This is a genomic window from Nonomuraea sp. NPDC049421 (assembly GCF_040677005.1).
Lineage (GTDB): Bacteria > Actinomycetota > Actinomycetes > Streptosporangiales > Streptosporangiaceae > Nonomuraea > Nonomuraea salmonea.
The window spans coordinates 242,838-265,443 of the sequence record NZ_JBFAQA010000004.1 but is presented as its reverse complement, the minus strand read 5'-3'; the positions used below and the strand labels follow the sequence as shown (position 1 = coordinate 265,443).

19 protein-coding genes and 2 pseudogenes are annotated in these 22,606 nt (G+C 68.6%); 14 read left to right on the top strand and 7 right to left on the bottom strand.

The window, feature by feature from the left end:
• The first annotated feature begins 60 nt into the window (after window positions 1–60).
• Window positions 61–1,608 (top strand): DUF885 domain-containing protein, encoded by a 1,548-nt coding sequence (locus tag AB0K18_RS09460; protein ID WP_364912255.1) that lies wholly within the window; start codon window positions 61–63, stop codon window positions 1,606–1,608.
• Window positions 1,609–1,821: 213 nt separating this feature from the next.
• Here the strand turns inward: AB0K18_RS09460 and AB0K18_RS09455 are convergent, their stop codons facing one another.
• A complete protein-coding gene (locus AB0K18_RS09455) occupies window positions 1,822–2,424 on the bottom strand; it encodes a superoxide dismutase (protein ID WP_364912252.1) in 603 nt (200 codons plus the stop codon).
• A gap of 362 nt (window positions 2,425–2,786) precedes the next feature.
• Complete coding sequence (locus tag AB0K18_RS09450) at window positions 2,787–3,221, bottom strand: hypothetical protein (protein ID WP_364912249.1); 435 nt, start codon at window positions 3,219–3,221, stop codon at window positions 2,787–2,789.
• A gap of 16 nt (window positions 3,222–3,237) precedes the next feature.
• Between AB0K18_RS09450 and AB0K18_RS09445 the strand changes: the two genes are divergently transcribed.
• On the top strand, window positions 3,238–3,798 hold the full coding sequence (locus AB0K18_RS09445) for a hypothetical protein (protein ID WP_364912246.1): 561 nt from the start codon (window positions 3,238–3,240) through the stop codon (window positions 3,796–3,798).
• Window positions 3,799–4,617: 819 nt separating this feature from the next.
• Here AB0K18_RS09445 and AB0K18_RS09440 read toward each other — a convergent pair.
• Both AB0K18_RS09440 and AB0K18_RS09435 read right to left on the bottom strand, forming a co-directional pair.
• The gene (locus AB0K18_RS09440) at window positions 4,618–4,863 is read right to left on the bottom strand and encodes a DUF2283 domain-containing protein (protein ID WP_364912243.1); all 246 of its coding nucleotides are present in this window, start codon (window positions 4,861–4,863) and stop codon (window positions 4,618–4,620) included.
• Window positions 4,856–12,574, bottom strand: coding sequence for a polymorphic toxin-type HINT domain-containing protein (locus AB0K18_RS09435; RefSeq protein WP_364912240.1), 7,719 nt, complete (start codon window positions 12,572–12,574; stop codon window positions 4,856–4,858). Before AB0K18_RS09435 ends, AB0K18_RS09440 begins: the two co-directional genes overlap by 8 nt.
• Before the next feature lie 495 nt (window positions 12,575–13,069).
• Between AB0K18_RS09435 and AB0K18_RS09430 the strand changes: the two genes are divergently transcribed.
• From AB0K18_RS09430 to AB0K18_RS09390, 9 genes and pseudogenes are all read left to right on the top strand, one after another.
• Entirely contained in the window at window positions 13,070–13,213 is a 144-nt protein-coding gene (locus tag AB0K18_RS09430) for a hypothetical protein (RefSeq protein WP_364912237.1), read from the top strand.
• 303 nt (window positions 13,214–13,516) lie between these two features.
• Window positions 13,517–13,708, top strand: a complete 192-nt coding sequence (locus tag AB0K18_RS09425) for a cytochrome P450 (protein ID WP_364912736.1) — start codon at window positions 13,517–13,519, stop codon at window positions 13,706–13,708.
• 213 nt (window positions 13,709–13,921) lie between these two features.
• Window positions 13,922–14,287 (top strand): annotated as a pseudogene (locus tag AB0K18_RS09420) (DUF4158 domain-containing protein); the annotation flags it as partial.
• Complete coding sequence (locus AB0K18_RS09415) at window positions 14,227–15,387, top strand: hypothetical protein (RefSeq protein WP_364912234.1); 1,161 nt, start codon at window positions 14,227–14,229, stop codon at window positions 15,385–15,387. The pseudogene AB0K18_RS09420 and the gene AB0K18_RS09415, both read left to right, overlap by 61 nt.
• A gap of 8 nt (window positions 15,388–15,395) precedes the next feature.
• Window positions 15,396–16,218: pseudogene (locus AB0K18_RS09410) on the top strand (Tn3 family transposase).
• 93 nt (window positions 16,219–16,311) lie between these two features.
• Entirely contained in the window at window positions 16,312–16,686 is a 375-nt protein-coding gene (locus tag AB0K18_RS09405) for a GntR family transcriptional regulator (protein ID WP_345407710.1), read from the top strand.
• Complete coding sequence (locus tag AB0K18_RS09400) at window positions 16,683–17,588, top strand: ABC transporter ATP-binding protein (protein WP_364912230.1); 906 nt, start codon at window positions 16,683–16,685, stop codon at window positions 17,586–17,588. The genes AB0K18_RS09405 and AB0K18_RS09400 overlap by 4 nt, the downstream gene beginning before the upstream one ends.
• Entirely contained in the window at window positions 17,585–18,280 is a 696-nt protein-coding gene (locus AB0K18_RS09395; protein ID WP_364912227.1) for a hypothetical protein, read from the top strand. The genes AB0K18_RS09400 and AB0K18_RS09395 overlap by 4 nt, the downstream gene beginning before the upstream one ends.
• Before the next feature lie 110 nt (window positions 18,281–18,390).
• Window positions 18,391–18,624: a hypothetical protein gene (locus tag AB0K18_RS09390; protein ID WP_364912224.1), complete on the top strand. Its 234-nt coding sequence runs from the start codon at window positions 18,391–18,393 to the stop codon at window positions 18,622–18,624.
• A gap of 210 nt (window positions 18,625–18,834) precedes the next feature.
• On the opposite strand, the gene AB0K18_RS09385 is transcribed toward AB0K18_RS09390, so the two are convergent.
• Entirely contained in the window at window positions 18,835–19,032 is a 198-nt protein-coding gene (locus tag AB0K18_RS09385; RefSeq protein WP_364912222.1) for a tyrosine-type recombinase/integrase, read from the bottom strand.
• 135 nt (window positions 19,033–19,167) lie between these two features.
• Between AB0K18_RS09385 and AB0K18_RS09380 the strand changes: the two genes are divergently transcribed.
• Genes AB0K18_RS09380 through AB0K18_RS09370 form a run of 3 tightly spaced genes read left to right on the top strand, consistent with a single transcriptional unit; the run spans window position 19,168 to window position 20,146 of the window.
• Complete coding sequence (locus AB0K18_RS09380; protein WP_364912219.1) at window positions 19,168–19,368, top strand: cytochrome P450; 201 nt, start codon at window positions 19,168–19,170, stop codon at window positions 19,366–19,368.
• Window positions 19,344–19,502, top strand: a complete 159-nt coding sequence (locus AB0K18_RS09375; protein WP_364912749.1) for a hypothetical protein — start codon at window positions 19,344–19,346, stop codon at window positions 19,500–19,502. The genes AB0K18_RS09380 and AB0K18_RS09375 overlap by 25 nt, the downstream gene beginning before the upstream one ends.
• Before the next feature lie 53 nt (window positions 19,503–19,555).
• On the top strand, window positions 19,556–20,146 hold the full coding sequence (locus AB0K18_RS09370) for a hypothetical protein (RefSeq protein WP_364912216.1): 591 nt from the start codon (window positions 19,556–19,558) through the stop codon (window positions 20,144–20,146).
• A gap of 29 nt (window positions 20,147–20,175) precedes the next feature.
• Here the strand turns inward: AB0K18_RS09370 and AB0K18_RS09365 are convergent, their stop codons facing one another.
• Both AB0K18_RS09365 and AB0K18_RS09360 read right to left on the bottom strand, forming a co-directional pair.
• Window positions 20,176–20,541 (bottom strand): hypothetical protein, encoded by a 366-nt coding sequence (locus tag AB0K18_RS09365; RefSeq protein ID WP_364912213.1) that lies wholly within the window; start codon window positions 20,539–20,541, stop codon window positions 20,176–20,178.
• A gap of 25 nt (window positions 20,542–20,566) precedes the next feature.
• On the bottom strand, window positions 20,567–22,585 hold the full coding sequence (locus tag AB0K18_RS09360) for a hypothetical protein (protein WP_364912210.1): 2,019 nt from the start codon (window positions 22,583–22,585) through the stop codon (window positions 20,567–20,569).
• Window positions 22,586–22,606 lie beyond the last annotated feature (21 nt).

Genomic DNA, 22,606 nt, shown 5'->3' with positions numbered 1-22,606 from the left:
CCGATATTTGCACTTTGTGAGGGATATGTCGGGAAGTCGGCGGCCCTCGATCCCATCAGCATGGGAGTCCGTGGAGTCACCGGCGACTTCGCCGCGGCCACCGACTACAGCCCGGACGGCCACACCGCCCGCGCCGACCTGATCCGCCGCACCCTGGCCGAACTCGCCGGGCTGAGCCCCACTTCGGAGGCCGATCGGCACGCCGCCGCGCACCTACGGGAACGCCTGGAGGCGCAGCTGGCCTGGCACGAGAGCGGGGAGCCCCTGCGCATGCTGCGCGGCCAGTTCGGGCTGATCAACGTCATCCGCGACAGCGTCGACCTGCTGCCACGCGGCGACGATGACCGGTGGCGCGACGTCGCCGCCCGCCTGGCGGCCGTGCCGGAGATGCTCGCGAGCTGGCGTACGAGCCTCGATCTCGGCGTGGAGAAAGGGCTGGTGGTGGCTCGGAGGCAGGCGCTCGAGGCCGCCGATCAGGCCGAGCGTTTCGCCGGGGTGCACGACGCGCTGGTGGCGTCCTATGGCGATGGGCCGCTGGCCGCAGAGCTGGCCGAGGCGGCGTCCGCGGCGCACGCGGGCTACGCGGAGACCGCCCGCTACCTGCGTACGGACTACGCGCCCCGGGCGGCGGAACGGGACGGGGTGGGGGCGGAACGCTACGCCGTGGCGGCCCGGCAGATCCTCGGCGCCGACCTCGACCCGGCCGAGGCGTACGCGTGGGGCTGGGCCGAACTGGACAGGATCGAGGCGGAGATGGCCGCCGAGATCGAGCGCGTCCGCCCGGGCGCGAGCTGGGCGGAGGTGGCCGCGTACCTCGATCGGACCCACTGCGTGACCGACGTGGACGCCTACCGGGGCTGGCTGCAGGACCAGCACGACCGCGCGATCAGCACGCTGCACGGCGCGCACTTCGACATCGCCGAGCCGTTGCGCGAGGTCGAAGTGGTCATCGCCACCGGCTCCACCGCCGGGTCCCCCTACTACACGCCTCCGACGGAGGATCTGTCGCGGCCTGGCCGCACCTGGTGGCCGGTGGCGGGCCGGGAGCGGTTCGCGATCTGGCGTGAGCTGACGACGGTCTTCCATGAGGGCGTGCCCGGTCACCACCTGCAGATCGGCGGGATGATGGCGGCCGGGGACACGCTGTCGCGCTTCGCGAAGACGTCCCGGGTGAGCGCGCACAGCGAGGGCTGGGCCCTTTACGCCGAACGCCTCGCCGACGAGCTGGGCTGGTTCTCCGACCCGGGAACCCGTCTCGGCATGCTGGCCGCGTCGGCGCTGCGCGCGGCCCGCGTGGTCATCGACATCGGCGTCCACCTGGACCTGCCGCTGCCCGACGGGTCCCGATGGACGTTCGACAAGGCCTGCGAGGTGCTGCGCGAGCGTGGTCATGCCGCCGCGCACCGGATCCGTCCCGAGGTCGCCCGCTACTTCGGCTGGCCCGCTCAGGCGATCTCGTACAAGCTCGGCGAGCGTGCCTGGCTGACGGCCCGCCAGGCGGCGAGCCGGCGCCCTGGCTTCGACCTCCGGCGCTGGCACACCACCGCCGTCGGCCTCGGCCCCATCGGCCTGGACGGCCTGGTCGACGCCCTGAAGGACGTCGGCTGAGGCGCTGCCGGTCAGGGCCGCACATGGGCTCGTCAGCCCAGGTCGCAATGGGTACGTGCGGCTCGGCCTCGCCGTCATCGGCGGCGTCGTGGTGCTCGTCACCGGACGAAGGGTGGACGGAACCGGCATGAGCCGCAGGCCGGTTCCTGAAGGCGGCGCCCGCCTGGCCCCGCGGACCAAGCTCGGGCCGGGTGGGCGCCGCCGGCTCAGGGGTCAGGCGCTACGTGCGGCGTCGTAGCGGGCGATCACGTCGGTCCAGTTGATCAGATCCCACAGCTTCTCCACGTAGTCCGGCCGCACGTTACGGTACTGCAGGTAGTACGCGTGCTCCCAGGCGTCGAAGACGAGCAGCGGGGTGGTGTTCATGCCGACGTTGCCGTGGTGATCGTAGACCTGCTCGACGACGAGCCGCCGGCCGAGCGGCTCCCACGCCAGCATGCCCCAGCCCGAGCCCTGCACCGTGCTGGTCGCGGTGGTCAACTGCTTCTTGAACGCCTCGAACGACCCGAAGTGCTCATCGATGGCCGCCGCCAGGTCGCCGTCGGGGCGGTCGCCGCCGTCGGGGGACAGGTTCTGCCAGAAGATCGTGTGCAGCACGTGCCCGGACAGGTTGAACGCGAACGTCTTCTCCAGCCCGACCAGCCCGCCGAACTCACCCTTGTCCCGTGCCTCCGCCAGTCGTTCCAGGGTGTCGTTGGCGCCCTTGACGTACGCGGCGTGGTGCTTGGCGTGGTGCAGCTCCAGGATCTCGCCGGTGATCGCGGGCTCCAGGGCGGCGTAGTCGTACGGCATGTCGGGCAGCGAGTACTGACCCATGACGCTCCTCATCGTTGTTGCGAACTATTCGCAACAACGATAGACCCGCAATTAGCCTCCCGTCACGGACGCGGATACGACCGCATGCTCGCGGCGATCGCCGCCACGATCGCCGCCAGGACGCCGGCGATGATCGCGGCCGGGGCGTTGGCCTTCGGTTCGGGCGGCTTGGGCGGCATCGGGTTCGGCGGGCCACCTCACAGCGCGGGGCCGCCTGGTGCCGGTGCGTGACCAGACTGGGGGAAACCGGCTGCCGGTGATCTGGTTGTATCCGCACTCCTCGCGCGTTCCGTCGACACGCGAGTGTGCCGACCGTCATGAAGCGATCATCGTAACGAAGGCGGATGCGCGCCTGATCATGGTCACGGCGTGGGGTTGCCCGCGCTCCCAGGTCGGGTGTCGTCGTCATCATCGGCGGGGCTCTCGGATGAGGCGGCGTTCCCGTCCGGATCGCGTGGCACGGGCTTGAACCAGGAGTCCAGAGCTCCAGGCGGATCAGAGGACGCGAAGGGCGGCCTCCAGGCGGCGGTCGCCTCAGGGTCCGCGTCGGGGTCCGTGCCGGGGTCCTGCGGGGGTGAGCCGGGGCGCGGGCCGTCCGCCTTGTTCTGGTCGTCGAGGGCGACGACGTTCTCGAGGGCTTCGAGGAGCTGCCGCGTCCAGGGGTTGTCCTCCTGCACGGGGTAGGGGCGCGGGGCCGGCGGTGGGGGTACGGGGTCGGCGACGGGTTCCGGGGTGGCCAGGCGGGTCCGGCGGGACCTGGTCACGATCACCGCGAGCACGGCCAGTACAGCGGCCACGAGGAGCACGGTCGAGGTGATCACCATCGTGGTGGAGACGTCCCGCTGCTGGCTGGCCACCGTGGTGGTGAGGTGCGTGGGGACCGCGCTGGAAGCCGTGGCGGACGCCGACGGCGCCGCGGCACTGCCCTCGTCCTCCTCGGCCTCCGGCGTGGGTGACGTGGACGTCGACGTGCCCGCCGCCGCTTCTGAAGCGGACGTGGTGGACGCCTCGGCTTCGTCGGTCGTCGGAGCAGCCGGCGACTCCGATGCCGCCGCGGTCTCTGTGGGCGCCGGCGCGTCGGAGGCCGTGGCGGTCTCCGCGGGCGACGACGGCTCGACCGCGGTTTCCGTGGGCGACGCCGAGTCGGACGCCGTAGGGGTCTCGGCGGGGGCTGCCGTGGGGGTGGCCGAAGGGGACTCGGTGACCGTGGGCGTGGGGGAGGACGAATCGGTCGGGGTGGCCGGCGGCGTCGCGGTGGACGTCGGGGTGTCCGAAGCGGTGGGTTGCGGCGTATTTGTGGTGTGGGGCCCGCTCGGCGTCGAGGTGGGGGTGGCCGTCGGCGTGCTCTCGGACGGCGACGTACTCGGAGTATGAGTCGGCCTCGGAGTATGAGTCGGCTCTGGCTCGGGGCGAGTCGGCGCGGACGACGGACCGCCACCTTCGTGGTGGGAACCGCCCTTTTGGGGCCCGCCCTGATGGGAGCCGCCCTGATCGGATCCGTGCTGATGGGATCCGTCCCGATTCGGGCCGTCATGGTCGCTCTCGCCGCGCTCCGGAGGAGCCGGCGAGAAGTCCGGCTCCTCCGGGGAGCCCTTCCACCCGAACCCGTGAGAATCCGAGCCCTTCCCATGCGAGCCCTGGTGTTTTTCCTGTGCGTCGTCCGTGCCGGTGCGCGGCCCATCATAGGGCTCGCGTTCAGGCGGACCCACGTGGTCATAGGGCGGCCGGTGATCCGGCTGACCCGTCAAGGAGACCGAGTCGATGAACTGCTGGAGATCGTGCGTCATGGAAGCGGGGGACCTCCCGGGGCGAGACCGGACTTAACCGCGCAGAAAGGACTGTTGAGGCTAAACCGGAAGCATGTGGGGTGCAGCGAGCGTACCGGATGTCCTCGCAGGTCACACGGCGCGATCAAAGCCCCGGCCGGGAGCGAAAACCCAAGCAGGAGAGGCACTGTCGCCGCATCAGCCGAAACCGACGAGCAAAAAGATCTACCAAAAACCTCTGGTCGCCCCACCGCCCGAAGAGGGTGGGGCGGAAATCAGCGCACGTCCCAGCCGGCGCACTCCGCCATGGCCCGCGCTATCCGCCGCCGCTTCGGATCATGCGCGCGGATCCTCGCATGGCGCTCAGGCGAGCTCAAGAACCGGCAGCATTTTGGCGAGAGACGGCCCTCCCGCCGGCCGCCACAGGTCAGGTGCCTTCAAGATCGATGCGCTCCGCCGCCTCAAGCATGTACTCGGGCAGCTTTGACCTGGCGTCCAGCACCTCGACGCCTACCAGGCGCCCGCCCGCATCGAAGTCAAGGTTGATCATGCCGCCGACTTTGACTGGGTCGCAGGGATACATGCTCGCCACATTCGGGCGGGCCTGCGGATCCGCGAGCTGTATATAGGCCGCGTTCGCCACTAGATCGTAAGTGACTTTGAGATCAGCCATGGTGCCCGTCCATGAGTCTTCTGATGTAGGCCCGGTCGACATTGATCATCACTGTGTTGATGTTCCCATCGATGGTTTTGGCGACGAACAGCTTGGAACCTGGATGGTAATAGCCCAGCTTCCACTGGCCTTCATGGAAGTAGGAAAATGGTTCCCTGTTGAGAACGGCTCGAGCTTGCTCTTCTGGTACCTGGCGCCGTGCCAAACGTTCGATCGCATGCTTGGTGAGGTCGTCGGCGACAGGCTCGGGGCCGGGCTCAGGTTCGGCGCGCACAGGTTGAGCCGGCTCAGGTTCGCCGCGCACAGGTTGAGAGCGCGGAACCACTGGCATGCCCTCGTAATTGCAGTAGCAATCCTCGGCGTGGTCCCAAGTGCCGCAATCATTGTGTACCAGTACCGGCGTCGTTCCTGCCAGCACATAGTAGGTGTGCAGGTCGTCGACCGTGAGGTTGTGGACCTGCCGGACGGCCGTCCACCGCTCGACCGCGGATACGAGCACGTAGGCGCCCGCTGACGTGCGCAGCCACATGCCGGGCTGAAGATCGCCGGCGTCGATCCAGGCGTCCAGATCCGGTACCCAGAAAGGATGGTGGTCCGTCGCGATGATCGTGTCGGTGGTGACATCGCCCGTACCGCCGACATTCACGGTGATCGTGATCAGGTGTTTGGTGCCGTTGCCCGTGATGAGCGCGGTGACAGGTTCGGCCCCGGTCTCGCCGGTGGCCGCGTCGGTCGCCAGAACACGGTCACCGACCTTGATGTCCTCGATGGCCTTGCTGCTGCCGTCGGCCAAGAGAACTCGGGTGCCCGTGACGAAGCTGTTGGGGTTGCAGTCGACGGTGGATGGGGGCCGTTCGCTGGTGTAGGTCGGGATGTCAGCGGGAACCGGGTCGTCGGTGAAAAGGCTGGTGACTGTCTCGGTGGCCGTAGTGGCGACGAAGGTCGCACCGAGTACGAGCGCCGGACCGGCGTGGGCGGCGACGAAGGTGCCCGCCTCGAAGAGTCCCGTGGCCGCCACCGTCGCGGGCAGCAGCCACCAGCACGGCTCGCCTATGCGGCAGTCGTCCTCCGGTTCCAGAGGGCCGTGGCCGTCGACCATGCATTTCTTGCCGCAATTTTTCCCGGGAAAATACCGTCCCCAGCAGAAGATCTCACACGGATCCTCCTTGTCTTGGACCTTCTTGGGATCCGTAGGGTTCTTCGGACGTGGGGGATTCGCCGGCTGAGGTTCGGAGGACGGGCGATCGGGTGTCGTCGGGTTCTTCTTCTTTCCGTTCGTGGACGGTTCGTCTCCGTTCGTGGACGGTTTGGCGGGGCACTTGTTGCTGAACTCGGCACACTTGTCAGGTGGCGGGGGTGGGTTACAGGCGGCGGTCCTGCCGTACTTGTCCTTACAGACGTCATCGCTGGCGGTTGGCTTGGCGTCGGTGAAGACGTCACAGATGGCGGCGAGCGGGACACCGACTATGGGAATCGAGACCGCTCTGTAGCAACGTGGATTCGGGGCGTGTCCAGTCGGGTCCTGATAGAGGAGTGGACTTCCTGCTCCATAGGAGTAGCGGTTGCCAAGAATGGATGGGGAGGGGTCGATGTCCCAGGTGTCGCGACTGGTGAAGTTTCCGGTTCCGGGCTGGTACCAGCGGGCGTGCATGTTGACGTTGCCCGTGTCGGGGTCGGTGTATTCGCTCTGGTAACCGAGGGCGGATGTGCTGCCGGTCTGGGCGGTGACTTCGCCGAATGGGTTGTAGGTGGTGGTGCTGGACAAGGCAGTGGCGGTGAAGGTGCCGACCAGGTCATTGTGAAGGTCGGTGAAGGCGCCGGCGGCGGGGGCGATGCCTTCCTTGACGCTGGTCACGTTGCCGAAGGGGTCCCGGCCGTAGCCGGCCTGGACGGCGCCGCCCTGGTCGGTGATGGCGATGACGTCGTTGTCCAGGCCGGCGTAGGCGAACCGCTGCTCGGTGGAGCCGCTCTTCTGGCGGGTGGCCATGCGGTCGAAGGCGTCGTAGGTGTAGGAGGCGTCGCCGTCGTTGATGAGCCGGTCGAAGGCGTCGAAGGTGAGGTTGCGGGTGACGCCGTTCTTGGTCTGCGTGGCCAGGGTGCCGCGCGGTGTGTACGTGTAAGTGTTTCCGTCACCTTCGATCAGGCGGTTGCGTTCGTCGTAGGTGTAGGTCTTGTCGCCGGCCCTGGTGCGGTTGCCTGCGGCGTCCCATCCGTAGGTGGTGGTGGTGCCGTCGGGGCCGGTGCAGGAGGTGAGGCGGCCGGCGTGGTCATAGCCGTAGGTGTTGCCGCCGGCTCCGGCCAGGCCTTCGGTGGTCTTGGAGGTGAGGTTGTCGTCCTTGTCCCAGCCGTAGGCGATCTTGGCGAGCCGGCCGCCGCCGCTGTCCTTCAGGGCGTGGGTCAGCGGCCGATCCAGGGCGTCGTAGGTGAAGACCTGAGTGTTGGCGGGGTTGACCGAGGTGATCGTGGTGAGCCGGTCGGCGCCGTCGTAGTCGTAGGTGTTGGTGCGGCCGCTGACCGGGTCGGCGACGGTTTTGAGGCGGTTGTCGGCGTCCCAGGTGTAGGTGGTGGTGCCGGTGACGTCGGCGCGCTGCGTCGGGTTGCCGAGGGCGTCGTAGACGTAGGTGGTGGGGGTTCCGGTCGGCGGGGTGAGCTTGGTGAGCAGGCTGCGATCGTTGTATTCCAGCCTCTGATCGCTCACCGACGTGGGGCGGTCGGCCAGGTCGTAGGTGTAGGTCTTGTCGTCGGCGACGATGCCCGCCCCGGAGGCGCTGATCTTGGTCAGCCGGTTGAGGTTGTCGTACTGCTTGTCATGGCGGACGCCGCCGGGCTGAATCAGCGCGGTCTCGTTGCCGCCGGCGTCGTAGACGTGCGTCCAGGTGCGGTCGTCCAGGTCGGGGTGGGCAGTGGTGGCCGGCTCGGTCAGGGTCTCGATGAGGCCGAGCGTGTTGTAGCCGGTCCAGGTGGCGTTGCCGCGGCCGTCGGTGACGCGGGTGCGGGCGCCGGTGGCGTCGTAGCCGAAGCTCGTGGTGATCGACGTGCTGTCGGTGACCGGCTCGATCATTTCCACCAGCAGGTTGGTGGCGTCGTAGCGGTGACGGGTGACGTGACCTTCGCCGGAGGTGGAGCGGATGAGGTTGCCGGCGGCGTCGTAGCCCAGGCCGATGCTCCGGACCGGGGTTCCCGTGCCGTCCAGGTTCTTGAAGGTGGTGAGCCGGCCGGCCAGGTCGTAGTCGCCGACCGTGGCGTTGCCGAGCGGGTTGGTGGTTTCGACCGTTCGTCCGGCCAGGTCATAAGCATAGGTGACGCTGTCCTGCGCCGGGTCGGTGACCTTCTCCGGCTCGCCGGCCGCGTTGGGCGTGTAGACGGTGGTCTTACCGCCCGGCTGGACCTGCCGCGTGAGGTAGCCGGCGTCGTTGTAGTGCAGCTCGGTGACGTACGCGGCGCTCGCGGGTTTGCGTTCGAGCACCGTATGCGTGATTTTGCGGCCCAGGTCGTCGTAGGTGGCCTGGACGCGGGCGCCGGTGGGGTCGACCGTGGCGAGCTGCTCACCGAGCAGGTCGTATTCCGAGATCCATTGCCCGGCCGGCTGTCCTGCTGCTGCGGGCGGATCGGTAACCCTGACCGGGTTGCCGAGCGCGTCGTACTCCGTCGTCGAGGTCTGCCCGCGGGCGTTCGTGACCGTGATCCGTCGTCCGGCGGCATCGTAGGCGTAGCTCGTCTTCGGGACCAGCTGGGTGCCGCCGGGCGGCGTGTACGGCATGCCCGTCACGGACGTCAGACGGCCCATGCGGTCGAAGCCCGAGGTGGACAGGCGCCCTTCCGCGTCGATGACGTGGGTGCGCTCTCCCGCGGCGTTGTAGCCGATCCGGATCGTGGGGCGGCTCTGCTCGGCCGTGCCGGCCTTTTCGATCGTGACGCTGGGCGCCTTGACCTCGACCGCGCGGCCGAGCGGGTCGTAGCCGGTCGTGGTCGTGTAGTCGGCGGCGGTGGCGCCGTCGGCGTTGCCCCGTGGATCGGTGGTCGCGGTGATCAGACCGCGGTCGTCCACATCCCAAGTGGTGGTCAGGTCCTGATCGCCGTTCTCGACGGTCTGACGGGTCAGGATGCCCGCCGCGTTGTAGGCGTATGTGGTGATCTCCTGCCGGGTTCCCCCGGCCGCTCCCGTACGGGTCTCCTTGATGGTCTGATCGTTGGCGTTGTACGCGAAGACCGTCTTGCGGGCCAGCTTGTCCGGGTCGAGCGTGGCTGAGGTGAGCCGGTTGGCGGCGTCGTAGGAGTACGACGTGGTGACCGTCCCGCCGCCGGTCACCCGGCTGAGGAGGTTGCCCGCCTTGTCGTAGGTGTTGCTCTCAAGGATGACGTCCTTGGTCGTGAGACCAGGGTTGACCCTGGCGTCGTCGGCGATCACCTGTGACAGCAGGTTGTCGCCGTAATAGGTGTAGGTCGTCTTGCGGCGCATCGCGTCAGTCTGGGCGACCAGCCGCCCGCCGGGATCATAGGAATAGGAGTTCAGGACGATCTTCGTGGCCGGCTGCGGGTCGACCGGGCTGCCGGTCCAGTTCTGCAGCGATTCGGTGGCCAGTTCGCCGCGCGGCGTGTAGGTGTAGCCGAACACCGAGCCGAGCTGATCGGTGATGGTCTCCTGCTGGCCGAACGCGTCCCACGTCGTGGTGACCACCCCGCCCTCGGGGTCGGTCATGGTCTTCTGACGACCGTGGTCGTCGTAGGTGTAGGTGGTGGTGCGTTCCGCGTCGCCGCCCGTTAGGTCCTTGACGGTCACGGTGAGCGTGTTGCCGTCGGCGTCGTAGGCGTAGCTCGTCTCGGCGGTGTGCGTGATGCCGGTGATCTCATTTTTCACGCCGGGCGTCGTGGAGGTGGCGAGCCGGCCGATGGCGTCGTAGGTGAAGGTGGTCGTGACCCCGTCGGGTTCGGCGTCGGAGATCGTGGTCTGGGCGGTGAGACGGCCCAGTTCGTCGTACGTGAACCTGGTGACCAGCCCGGACGGGTCGGTCCGTTCGGCCAGGTCGCCGGCTTCGTCGTAACGGAACTCGGTGACGTTGCCCTTGGCGTCGGTGAGGGTCTTGGCCAGGCCAGGGGGAGTGGTGCCGCCACCGACGGCGGGTTCGCCGCCGTCGGTGTAGGCGATCGTGGTGGAGCGGCCGTCGGGGAAGTCGGACGTGGCCGGCGTGGTCTGCCTGGTCTGCTGGCCGGACGCGTTGTACTCCCACTTGGTGGCGTACGTGTCGCTGGTCGCGTCAGGCGAGCGGGCATCGCGGAACGCCATCCGACGGCCGTTGCGCGGGTCGAGGTCGTCGTCCTCGTTGGTGTAGTAGTCGTGGTGGGTGAATTGGCAGTCGCCGGTCTTACGGCAGGACTTCTCCTTGATCACATAACCGTGCTTGTCATTCCACCGCCGGAACACGTTGCCGTTCGGGTCGGTGGTCTTGATGGAGAAACCGCCGGTGTCGTACTCGAAGGTGGTCTGGGCGCCGGCCTGGTCGGTCACGTACGCCGGCTGCTCATCGCGCAGCGAGTCGTAGGCGTAGTCCAGGGCGCCGCCGCGCGGATCGGTCAAGGTGAACGTGTAGAGACCCTTGACCCAATCGATGGTGGAATCACTCAGTTTCCACAGGCCGCCGTGCCGGTCGGTGTGCGTCAGGAGGCGGTCGGTCGCCGGGTCGTAGGTGTTCTTCGCCCAGATCCGGCCGGAAGGCAGCGTCACCTGGGAGAGCTCGTGGCCGACCTTGGTTCGGGCGGCCCAGTGGGATTGCACCTCGGTGTCCGTCAGCGGCTTTGCGTACACCGCGAACTCGTCGATCGTGCCCTGGAACGGCCAGGCACCTCTGGTGGTGGTGCCGCCGGGGACATCGGACCACGAACTGGCGCGATCCCCGCTGCCCACGAAGGCGTACGGGCGCCTGTCGCCGAAGACGGCACCGGTCAGCTCGCCGGCCAGTTGACCGTCCAGGTAGAGACGCTGCTTCTCACCCGCCACTGTGAGCACCACGTGGTGCCATTGGTCGTCGTTGACGGCACTTGCGGATGTGACCGGCTTGTATCCGCCACTGACCAGCTCACCCAGTTGCCCGCGTAGCCGCCCGTCCGTCCCGACGTAGAGGACTGGCCTCGTCCCGCCGAGCCCGCCGCCGAAGTCGTCTTCGGAGAAGAGCACGCCGGGCTCGGTCGTCTTGATCCAGCCCTCGATCGAAACCTGATCGCGCAGGTGGTCCAGCAGGTTGAGGGGCAGCATCATCGTGGACTGGGTGAAGCCGCCGGCGGTGTCGGTGCTGCCCTCCAACACCCCCGGCCGGCCGACCGTCACCTTCGTGTACTGGCCGGTGCCGCCGTCGCTGCCGAGGTTCTCGGCCGGGCTGTTCGGTGCGTCCCCCAGCCGCCAGTAGCCGACCGGCTCGGAGTCGAGCACCAGGCCCTTGTAGCGGGAGCCGTCCTCGTAGGTGTAGGCGGTGCAGTTCGGCGCGGTAAGCGGCGTGCACACCGAGGTGAGGTTGTCACCGGTGTAGCCATAGGTCCACGTCTGAGGTTCGCCGTTGACCGGGTCCGTGGACACCGTGGCGACGCGCGGGCCGTTCCAGGTCAGGTGCAGTTTCCTGCCGCCGGCTCCGGTCACTGTGTCGAAGGTGCCGTCGGCGTTGTAGTTCAGCGTCTGCGCGCGCCCGCGGTTGTCCTCCAGCCTGACCAGCCGGCCGTCGGCGCTGAAGACGTAGATCGTCGAGGTGGTGTCCTTCAGCCGCCATCCGCCGCCGTCCACGTCCGCCAGCGCGTCCTTCATGCCGGGAGGCGGCTGGTAGGTGCCGTCGCCCTTGGCCGCGAACCGGACCCGGCGGCCGCTGGCGTAGGTCACCAGCAGGCCGGTCACGGTCGTTCCCGACCGCTCGGCCATGACCTTCATGTCCCAGGCGGTCGACCAACCCGCCCCGAAGATCCCCTTGGTGCGCGCGTCGGAGCTGTTGTACGTGCGGACCACCGCAAGGGCGGGACCGGCCACCTGTACCCGCGCGTCCACCGCCGTGGTGGTGTAGTTGCCGTTGACCAGGGAGAACTCTTCCTGATCTCCGATGCGTTCGCCTAGATGCGAGCCGTTGACCGGCTGCGCGGGCCTGATGGCGATCAACTGCTTGTCGCTGGTGTCGACCGCCTTGCTCTCGGAGTCAACGACGCGGACCCACCAGTTGTACTGCTTGCCCCACTCCAGCCGATTCGCCGGCACCTGCCAGGTCTCCGCCTCCGATAGAGCCCCGGAGTTCCAGCACGGCGGCGTCGGGTCGGAAGCGCCGGTGTCGTCCTCGTCCTCTTCCGGGACCTCGCAGATGTGGTAGGTGAACCGCAACTCGCTGAACGGATCCGTCGGCACGCCGACCCGCTCGGCCCGCACGGTGAGCAGCGGAGTCGTCGTTCCTACCAACGACCCCGCGACGGGATACACGTCGTAGATCAGCGGGAAGGTGCTCGCCGCGGTCGCCCGGTCCTTCTGCTCGGCACGGCGCGTGCCTGCGGGCAGGCCAGACCCGGACTCGTCCTGCAATGCCGTACGCGGCCACGCCCCGCCATCTCGCGGCAGAGCGCCCTTCACGGGCGGGTCGCCACCGTCGTCCGACACCGCCGAGCCAGACGCGACCGTCAAGCTCGGTAAGACCCCTGCCGAGCCGAGCTGCTGCACCGGTGTCACAACGCTGCCCTGCTCGACGCTCACCGCTCCTTCCTGAACGGTCTGCGCGGACACGGGAACCGCTGCCAGCGACAGCAACCCCGGAAGGGCGGCGACGAGCAGAAGGGCCGCAGAACGGGAGAAGATGGCACGCGAAAACAACCTGCGCATGAGTTGTCACACTCCGAACCACAACGAGGAACACCACAGCGGGCGCCGAACGTCGCTCCACCCACCTGGCAGGTGCAACCTGGCTCGTGCAGCTCTGGAGCTCTTTGACAAACGGGAGAAGCGTATCTTTTGCAAGATCAGGCGACAAGAGTGATTTTGTGTCGTCAACTAGTACGGAATGTGGCGTACCGGATGCACGTTGATACTGAAGGTAACTGAATAACTACTGAGAGACGGTTACGCCGGTTCGCTGGGGATGGCGGTGGACGCGTTCGTCATGGCGGGGGACGCCGACCGCGACGGCAGGCTCTCCCAGGAGGAGTTCGTCGCGCTCTACGCGGCGACCTTCCCACACTGGACAAGGAGGAGGTGCTCGACGCCTTCGCGCACCTCGACCGCGACGGCAGCGGTTACCTCGCCCGCGACGAGTTCCCCCGCAGCATCGGCGAATACCTGACCAGCCACGACGTCAACGCTCCCGGCAACTGGTTCCTGGGCCGCGTCCTGCCCTGACCTCCGCCATGACAGACGGCTACCGCCGGCAGGCCCATCGCGCGGTGGGCTCTGGCCGCACCGTCCCACCAACCGTCCCACCAGAGGTGGCCCTGCCGGCGGTGGAGGAGAGCTTCACAAGACAGCGGCACCCCTACTGGCCCGCCCCGCAGGCCAGGACCCGGACCTGGCTGCACGATCAGCGGCTGCTGTCGCGGCGCAAGGCCGAGCTCTTCGCCCACGACCTTCGCTACACCGACCTGGTGGCCGGCTACTACCTGGGCGCGCCCGACGAGCTGCTGGTGACGATCGCTAGCCTCCACGCTGGCGTGGACGTTCCACCTGCTCGCCGAGCATCCCGAGCACGAACGCCGGCTCGCGGACGAAGTGTGCACGCGCACCTCAGGAAGCCCGGTCACGTTCGCCGATCTGCCGCATCTGCCGCACACCCGCAACGTCATCACCGAAACCATGCGGTTGCGCCCCGCGGCATGGATCTTCACGGGGTGCCGGTAAGAAACGTGTCATGAGCCCCAAACGGCGTTGATCTTGCTGTAACTTGCCTGGTCAATGGTGGGTGGTCATGAAACACCCCCGATGCACATCGACGAGTTGGTCGAGCACTGGACGATCCTGGATGAAGAGCGCGATCTGATCGCCGGAAAGCGCGACGCCACGCGACTCGGTTTCGCGATCTTGCTGTAGTTCTACACGCAGCACGGCAGGTTCCCGCGTGGCCGTTCAGAGCTGCCGGAAGACGTGGTTGAGCACGTGGCCAAGCAGGTCCAGATTCCTGCCTCGGAGCTCGGCTTTTATGAGTGGTCCGGCTCCACGATCGACTACCACCGCAGTCAGATCCGTACGCACCTGGGCTTTCGCACCTGCACGACCGAGGACGCAACGAAGCGGGCGGTGTGGCTGGCCGAGGAGGTCGCGCACGCCGAGCGACGGCCTGAACGGGTTCGGGAGGAGTTGCTCAAGCACCTGCGCGAGGAGCGGATCGAACCGCCGGCGCCTGGACGGATCCCCGGATCGTGGCCTCGGCCCTGCGCAACGCGGAGGTCGCCTGGTCGGTGCGGATCGCCTCCCGGTTGAGTCCCGAGACCACGCAGCGGATCTATGCGCTGGTCGGCATCGAAGATGCGAGCCGCGCGGTGAACGAGGGGGCCGGTGACTGTCAGGAACCTATGGGTGAGGCACCTGCCGAGGACGATGACGACATCGAATCCGGCCTCCTGGCGTTGATCGAGTCCGCGCCGGGCAACGTGAGCCTGGAGTCGATGATGACCGAGATCCGCAAGCTGGCGGCGGCGCGCTCGATCGAACTGCCGCCCGAGTTGTTCGCCGACGTGGCGCCCAAGGTGCTGGCCGCCTGGCGGGCCCGGGCGGCGGTGGAAGCGCCCTCCCACATGCGCACGCATCCGCGCGAGCTGACGGTGCTGCTGGCGGCGCTGGTCCAGGAGCGGGAGCGGGAGATCACCGACGCGCTAGTGGAACTGTTGATCGCCACCGTGCATCGGATCAAGGCGCGGGCCGACAGCAAGGTGACCAAGGAGCTGATCAACGCGTTCAAGCGGGTGACCGGCAAGGAGAACATCCTGTTCAAGGTCGCCGACGCCGCGCTCGGCCAGCCCGACGATTCGGTCCGCCAGGTCATCTTCCCGGCTGTCAGCGGCGGCGAGCAGACGCTGCGGGATCTGGTGCACGAGTTCAAGACCAAGGGCCCCGCCTACCGAATCACGGTGCAGACCACGCTGCGCGCCTCCTACACCAACCACTACCGGCGCGGCCTGATCGCGCTGCTGGACACCCTGGAGCTCAAGAGCAACAACACCGCCTTCCAGCCGGTGATCGAGGCGCTGAAGTTGATCCGCCGCTACGCCAAGGCGGGCAACACCACCTACTACCCGCGCGGCGAGGTGGTGCCCGAGCACCGCGGCACCGCTGGTGAGTGGGAGGACCTGGTGTTCAAGAACGACAAGCGCGGGCGCCGGCGGGTGGTGCGGATGGTGTATGAGATCGTCACCTTCCAGGCGCTGCGCGAGGCCCTGCGGAGCAAGGAGATCTGGGTGGTCGGCGCCCATTCCTTCCGCGACCCGGAGGAGGACCTGCCCAAGATTTCGCCGCCCGCCGCGTGGAGAACTACGCCGAGCTGCGCAAGCCGCTGGACCCGGCCGACTTCATCGCCGAGTTGAAGGCCGAGATGCGCGCCGACCTGGAGGCGCTCGACACCGCGCTGCCGAAGCTGGACTGGCTGGCGATCTCCGAGCGCAAGTCCGGCGCGATCAAGCTGACGAAGCTCGGCCCGGCGGATGAGCCGCGGAACCTGCGCCGGATGAAGAACGAGGTGAGCCGCCGCTGGGGTTCGGTCCCGCCGATCGACATGCTCAACGAGGCGGTGCTGCGCACCGGCTGCCTGAAGGCGGTCACCTCGGTGGCGGGCGGATCCAGCCTCAAGCCCGAGGTGCTGGCCGAGCGGCTGATGCTGGCGATCTTCGGGTACGGCACCAACACCGGGATCCGGGCCGTGGCCTCCGGTGGCCACGCCCACGGCGAGGACGAGATCCGCTACGTGCGGCGCCGCTATTTGACCCCGCAGGTCGCCACCGACATCGCGATCGCCATCGCGAACGCCACCTTCACTGCCCGGGACGTGGCGCTGTGGGGCGAGGGGACGACCACGGTCGCCTCCGACTTCACGCACGCGCGCCTACGATCAGAATATTTTCACCGAGTGGCACTCCAGGTATGGAGGCCGCGGCATCCTCATCTACTGGCACATCGAGCGCGGGTCCATGGTGGTGCACTCCCAGACCCTGCGCGCCTCGGCCTCGGAGGTGCACGCGATGATCGAGGGCACGGTCCGGCACGGCACGTGCAGGCCTGGAGAAGTCGTACAAGGAACTGCGTGTGTTGCGCGGCATGGACTTCGAGATGGCCACTTGCGTCGAGACGACGCTGCCCACGCATCCCCGGCTGGCCTTTCCTGGGCGGGAAACGGGGGTCCCGGCGCCGCCGCCGGCTGAGGTTGCGGGACGCCCGGGTGGCTTGACAGCCGGGGCACAAGGTTGCATGGTTGCTTACACATGTAGCTAACCAGTTGGGCGGCTAAGCCAGCAATGGACGACGACCGACCGATCTTCCTTCAGATCGCCGAGCTGATCGAGAACTCGATCATCGACGGGTCGCTGGCGGAGGAGGCCCAGGTCCCCTCCACCAACGAGCTTGCCGCCTTTCACCGGATCAACCCGGCCACCGCGGCCAAGGGCGTCAACCAGCTCGTGTCGGAGGGAACGCTCTACAAGCGACGCGGCATCGGCATGTTCGTCGCCGGTGGCGCCCGGGCCAGGCTGCGCGAGCGGCGACGGGAACGGTTCACCGAACAGTACGTGGAACCCCTGCTCGCCGAGGCGCGCAAGCTCGGCATCGGCCACGACGAGCTGATGAAGATGATCGATTCATTTGGTGCGGTTGTCGGGAGGGACCTGGGATGACGGCGGTGGTAACCGCACACGGGGTGACCAAGCGCTTTGGTGACGTCACGGCGCTCGACGACGTGAGCTTCGCGCTGGCCGAGCACACGATCTACGGCCTGCTCGGGCGCAACGGGGCGGGCAAGACCACCCTGATGCAGATCCTCACCGGGCAGGCGTTCGCGTCGTCGGGGGACGTGTCGGTCTTCGACGCGCCACCGGTGGAGAACCCGGCCGTCCTGTCGAAGGTCTGTTTCGTCCGGGAGAGCCAGCGCTACCCCCACGTCTACACCGTGCGCCACGTCTTTCGCACCGCACGCCGGCTGTTTGCGAACTGGGACGACACATTCGCGCACGACCTCGCCGCGGACTTCCAGCTACCGGCCGGGCGGCTGGTCCGCAGGCTCTCGCGGGGCATGCTGTCGGCCCTCGGCGTGACCGTCGGGCTGGCCGCGCGGGCGCCCCTGACGTTCTTCGACGAGCCGTACCTCGGGCTCGACCCGGCCGCCCGGCAGCTTTTCTACGACCGCCTGCTCGCCGACTACGCCGGGCATCCCCGCACCGTGGTGCTGTCCACCCACCTCATCGACGAGGTGAGCGATCTGGTCGAGCGGGTGCTGCTCATCGACCGTGGTCGGCTGCTGCTCGATGAGGACGCCGACGACCTGCGCGGGCGGGCGGTGGCGGCCACCGGACGGGCGGAGGCCGTGGACGGGTTCGCCGCCGGACGCACCGAGTTGCACCGCGAGCGGTTGAGCGGCCTGGTCCGGTCGACCATCCTCGGCGGGCTCGGACCGCACGCGAAGGCGCACGCGCAGACGCTGAACGTCGAGCTGGAGCCGCTGTCGTTGCAGCAACTCGTGGTCCGCCTGACCGTACCGCCGACGACAACGGCGCCGGCGGGCCGGGAGGCCGCCCGATGAACCGCATCCGTCAGGTGGCCCGTCTCCAGATGCCGGCCTGGCCGCAGATCCTGGGCTGGACGTGGGGCATGACGGCCGTCGTGTTCGGCATCAACCTGTTGACCTTCATGGCGAACTACGACCTGGGCGACGGCGTGACGAACACCGGCGGCCTGGTCAGCCTGTGCGGCGTCGCAATCGGGATGGCCGCCGTCTCGGTCACCCAGATCTTCCCGTACGCGCTGGGCATGAGCGTGACCCGCCGGGAGTTCTACCTGGCCTGGTCGCTGCTCGCGGTCGTCCAGTCGGTGCTCTACGCGCTGGTGCTCTGCCTGCTGCGCGCCGTGGAACAGGCCACCGGCTACTGGGGGGTGGGGATGCGCTTCTTCGGCCTGCCGTTCATGGATGACGCCCACCCGGTGCTGCTCCTGCTCGGGTACGCGGTACCCATGCTGGTCGTGACCCACCTCGGGATCCTGCTCGGCACGTTGTACCTGCGCTGGGGCACCACCGGCGTCATCGCCTGCCTCACCCTGGCGTTCACGGCGCTTGGGCTGGCCGCCGCGCTGATCACGTGGACCCGGCAATGGCACGCGATCGGCCGCTGGTTGCTCGACCAGTCCCCCACGGCGCTGCTCGCCGGCTGGCCGGCCCTGGTGGCCGCCGCGTTCGCGGTCGGCGGGTACAGGCTCATCCGCCGTGCCACGGCGTAGGCGCGGCGGGCACTCGGCCGCTCCGGACACCGGACAACGCGAACACCGACATCCGCCGTGATGGGCCGCCAGATTGTCAGCCCTGTCCACGCGTCCTTAGGAGAGATGCAATGACGAGCAACAACACGCCCCCGCCCGCCGGAGGTCTCGGGATCTGGGCAAATCTTGGGGTCTGGATCGCCTTCGGCGCTGTTTTCGGCGTCCTCGTCGGCGTCGTCGTCGGGGGCTTTTTCGACAACCTCGCTTACGGTGTCGCGCTAGGTTCGTCCATCGGTCCGGGCCTGGGTGTGGCCGCCTGGGCCGTCTTCATCGCGCCGCGAAGGAATGGCCGCCGCGACTCCTGAACCGTCGAGCCCGAGTATCGGCTACGGGGTCGTAGGCGACGCCAGGCCAAGCGGTGTTCCATACTCGGCCCACACTCAGAGTCATCGACGCAGCCGGTGGTCCAGGCGCTCCCGGCGTCGCGGCTGCCGTCATAGGACTCGCCGACCGGATCGTCGACTGGGCGGATGGCTACGCTGCCCGTCGTGTTGAGGCGTGAGCAGGTCTCGCGGTCATAGGTCTTCGAGGTAGTCGGCGGCGATGTCGTCGGGTGGGTTGGTGTAAAGGCGCAGGTAGCGGTCGTTGGCGTGGCCGAGGCGTCGTTCGAGTTCGGCGCGGTTGTGGCCGGAGGCCTGCGACAGACCGTAGGCGAAGGTGTGGCGGGCGTCGTGCGGGCGCAGGGTGCCGAGCTTGCGGTCGGGGTCAGGCATCTGGGCGTCGTGCAGGCGGGGTCAATTCCTGAAGAGAATCAGCCAAGCGCGAGCTTGGGCCAGCAGCTCGTTTGGGGCTCATGACGCGTTTCTTACCGGCACCCCTTCACCCGCCACTCGGTCGAGCCTGCTCGGTTGGCCGCGTACGGCATCCCGGCGCAGGCCGACATCGCCTACAGCCCGTACGCGATGCAGCGTGACCCGCCATCCTTCCCCCGGCCCTTGACCTTCGACCCCGACCGCTGGACACCCGGCCGAGCCGCCGGCGTACCGAGAACGGCGATGATCCCCGCCGGCGTCGGCAACCGGCAGTGCCCGGGGATCACGTCGCACTGACCGAACTGGCCATCATCCTGGCCACGCTCACCTGCCGCTGGCGCCTGGCCCCTGCCCCAGGCACCGACACCAGGACCAAGATCGGCATCACCCTGCACCCGAGACGGCTGCTCATGCGCGTCGAACCACGATAGGGAAGGCCGGTGGTGTCCTGGACCGGGCTGGGCGGGTCCGCCACGATGGGGCCATGGGGAGTGGATCAGCGCGCGGCGAGGGAGCGGGTTCGCGGCTGAACTGGACGGCGGTGAGCGCCGTGGCGGGTTCGCTCGCAGCCGTGGTGGCGCTCTTCACCTACCTGAGGCCGCCCGTCACGGGGTCCGACGCGGTGGTCTCCACTCCGTCCGCGGTCTCGAGCCCGTCCCCGGAGCCGTCCTCGCCGGACCGGGAAGACGCCCGGCCCTCCCCATCGCCTTCGCTTGAACGAAGTACGTCCCGGCCGCCGGAACGCACGCGCGCGACCCAGGACACCCCTCCACCGCTGCCGGAGGTCCGGCCCGCCGGCTGTGACGAGGCGGCTACGGCGCTGAACGCGTACCGCAGGGACGCCGGCACCAGCGGCAGCGGCCAGGCGGCCGCGGCTCAGCAGCCGTACCGCGACCTGATGGGCGCGGGGCTCAGCGCGCAGGGAGTGGTCGCGGCGAAGATCAGACGGCTGGCCGCGGAGTTCCAGGAGCTGGGCTTCCGCCTGACCGGCATGGTCGACGCCGACCCCAACCAGGTGATCACCGACATCAACACGGACATCAGGGAGTTCAACGGGCTGTGCGCCTTCGACTGATCGCAGACCGCCCGGGTGCGCAGCGGGTTTCAGCCGGGCGAGCAGATCCCCCACTTGTCCGGCTCCCAAAGAGGACGGTCGGACTCATCTACCTCCACCAGGCTCGCCAGGACGTATCCGTGATAGCCGTGTCCGCGCAGGATCAGCAGATCATCGAGCTGCGCGCGAGGTCCGAGTCGCGCGGCCACGTCGTGCGTCGCCTGCGCATCCGGCTGCTCGACGGTGAGGCCGTCCATCAGGACGGGCAGGCTCACGGCCGAGACGTCACCGAACGCGATGTCGATGCGCGTGGTGCCGGAAGTCTCCCGGCCACTGCGTAGCAGGAGCCTGGAGTGCGAAGGGACGTAACTCCACAGCCGGAATTCACGTTCGCGGTAGGCAATGGCGAATCGCACGTACAGTCCACCTCACTGCGAGGGCTCAGCGGCGGGAGAAGGCGCGGGTGAGGCCGGCCAGGATGGTCGTCGCGAGGAGCCAGCCCGCGGCGATCATCGTGGCGGCGAGCCACTGCTGGGTGCCGTGGGGGCCGAAGGCGTTCTCCTGGCCGAAGCTGATGACCGGGAGGAGCAGGTCCAGGGTGTAGAGGAAGGCGTTGAACGGGGGCGCTTCGCCGGGTTTGAAGGCCGGTGGGTGGTCGGTGGCGAAGACGAACGTACCGATGAGGAGGAGGGCGGCGAGCCAGAGGGCGGCGCGTAGGGGGCGGTAACCGTAGCCGACGGTCCAGTCCTGCAGGTGGCTCCACAGCCGTGCGGCGAGCCGTTGGCCCGAGCGGCGGCGGCGCTGCCCTTCCAGCAGCACGTCGCGGGCGGCCTCGTCGTGGCCGTGGCGCCGGTAGACGGTGGCCAGCTGTTCGTACGGTTGCGGCAGGTAGTCTTCCTTGGCCAGCCAGTCGAGCCGCTCCTGGACGGGCAGGACGTGCTCCAGGTTGTCGTAGGTGAAGCCGTTCAGCTGGAGCCGGGCGGGCCAGCGGCCGGGGACGTCGTCGAGCACGCCGACCCGGGTGTTGCGGAGGTCGACGGCGCCGAGGAGCGCGGTCTCCGGTCCGATCTTCAGCGCGGCCGCCTGGACACGGCGTACCTGAAGATCACCGTCGATGGTGGCGTGCGCGAAGCAGAGCGCGCCCGCGATCTGGGAGTTCCTGATGGAGACGCCGCCTTGGGCGGTGAAGCCTTCGCAGCAGTCGACGCCGCCGCCCACGTTCACCTCCCACAGGCTCAGCACCCGCGCCCCGGGATTGCTGAGGACGGCGCCGTGGAACTCCATGATCCCCTCGACCTTGGCGTCGATGAGGACGATCTCCCCGTCGGCGCGGAACCCCTCGCCGCAGCTGAACCTGCCGGTCACCCCGAGCCGGCGCAGCGAGAGCGCCGTCGCCTCCGGGTTGGACAGCCGCCCGCCGTCGAGGTTGAGCGACCCGCGGACCTGGGTCGAGTCCAGGAAGATCACTCCGTCCGCCACGAACCCCGGCGTCGCCCGCAGCCCGCTGCCGATCTCCATCAGTGGCCCGTTGAGCGCGCGCCCACCGGGGTGGACGAGGGTCGCATGGGCCAGGGAGAGCTGGCCGGTCACGCGCGCCCCGCGCAGGAGGACCTCGCCTTCGGTGGTGAAGCCCTCGTCGATGTGCAGCCCGCCCTCGACGGAGAGCCGTTCCGCGTTGAGGGCGATGCCGGACGGGTTGGACAGCCGGGCACCGCTGAACGCGCATTTCCGCCCTACCCGGGCATCCTGGACGCTCAGCTCGCCGTACGAGCGGAAGCCGCGGCCGCAGGACAACCCGCCGTCGATGACGATGCCGTCGGCCGTGAGGCTGCGGCCGTCCGAGGAGCCGACCGTGCTGCCGACCGTGCTGCCGACCGTGCTGCCGACGTGGGTGCCGTCGAAGATCATCGTCCCGGCGATCCTGGCGCCCGCGAGGCGTGACTCGCCGTCGAGGACGGCGTTCGCGCACAACAGGTCGCGATCGACGATCAGGCCGGCGGCGTCGACGGCCGGGGCGGCGTGGATCGTCGTGCCGCTGAGCTCCATCACCCCGTTGACGTGCGCTCCGCCGAGCTGGAGCGGGCCGTCCAGCCGGCACCCTTCCAGGCGCAGACCGCCGCCGATCATCGCGTTGCCGGCCAGCAGCCCCGGTAAGCGGCAGGCCGCGAGGCGCACCAGGCCGGTGCGGGCGCCGGTGAGGACCGGGGCCTCCTCGAAGTCGCAGTCGGTCAGGTTCAGCGGGTGGTGCACCTCGGCGTACGACAGGTCCAGCCGGCCCGTGATCCGCGCCCCGGACAGGCGCAGGCCCGGCGTCTGCCCGGGAAGGTCGTCGAGGGCGCCGAGCAGCAGCCTGGCGATGACCGTCGCCCGGACGGGGGAGCCGGAGAGGTTCACCGGGCGGGCCGCGGGATACGCCTTCCAGAGGGCGATCTCCGGCTCGGACAGATCTTCGGTGATCATGGGGCCGCTCCCGGGAACGTC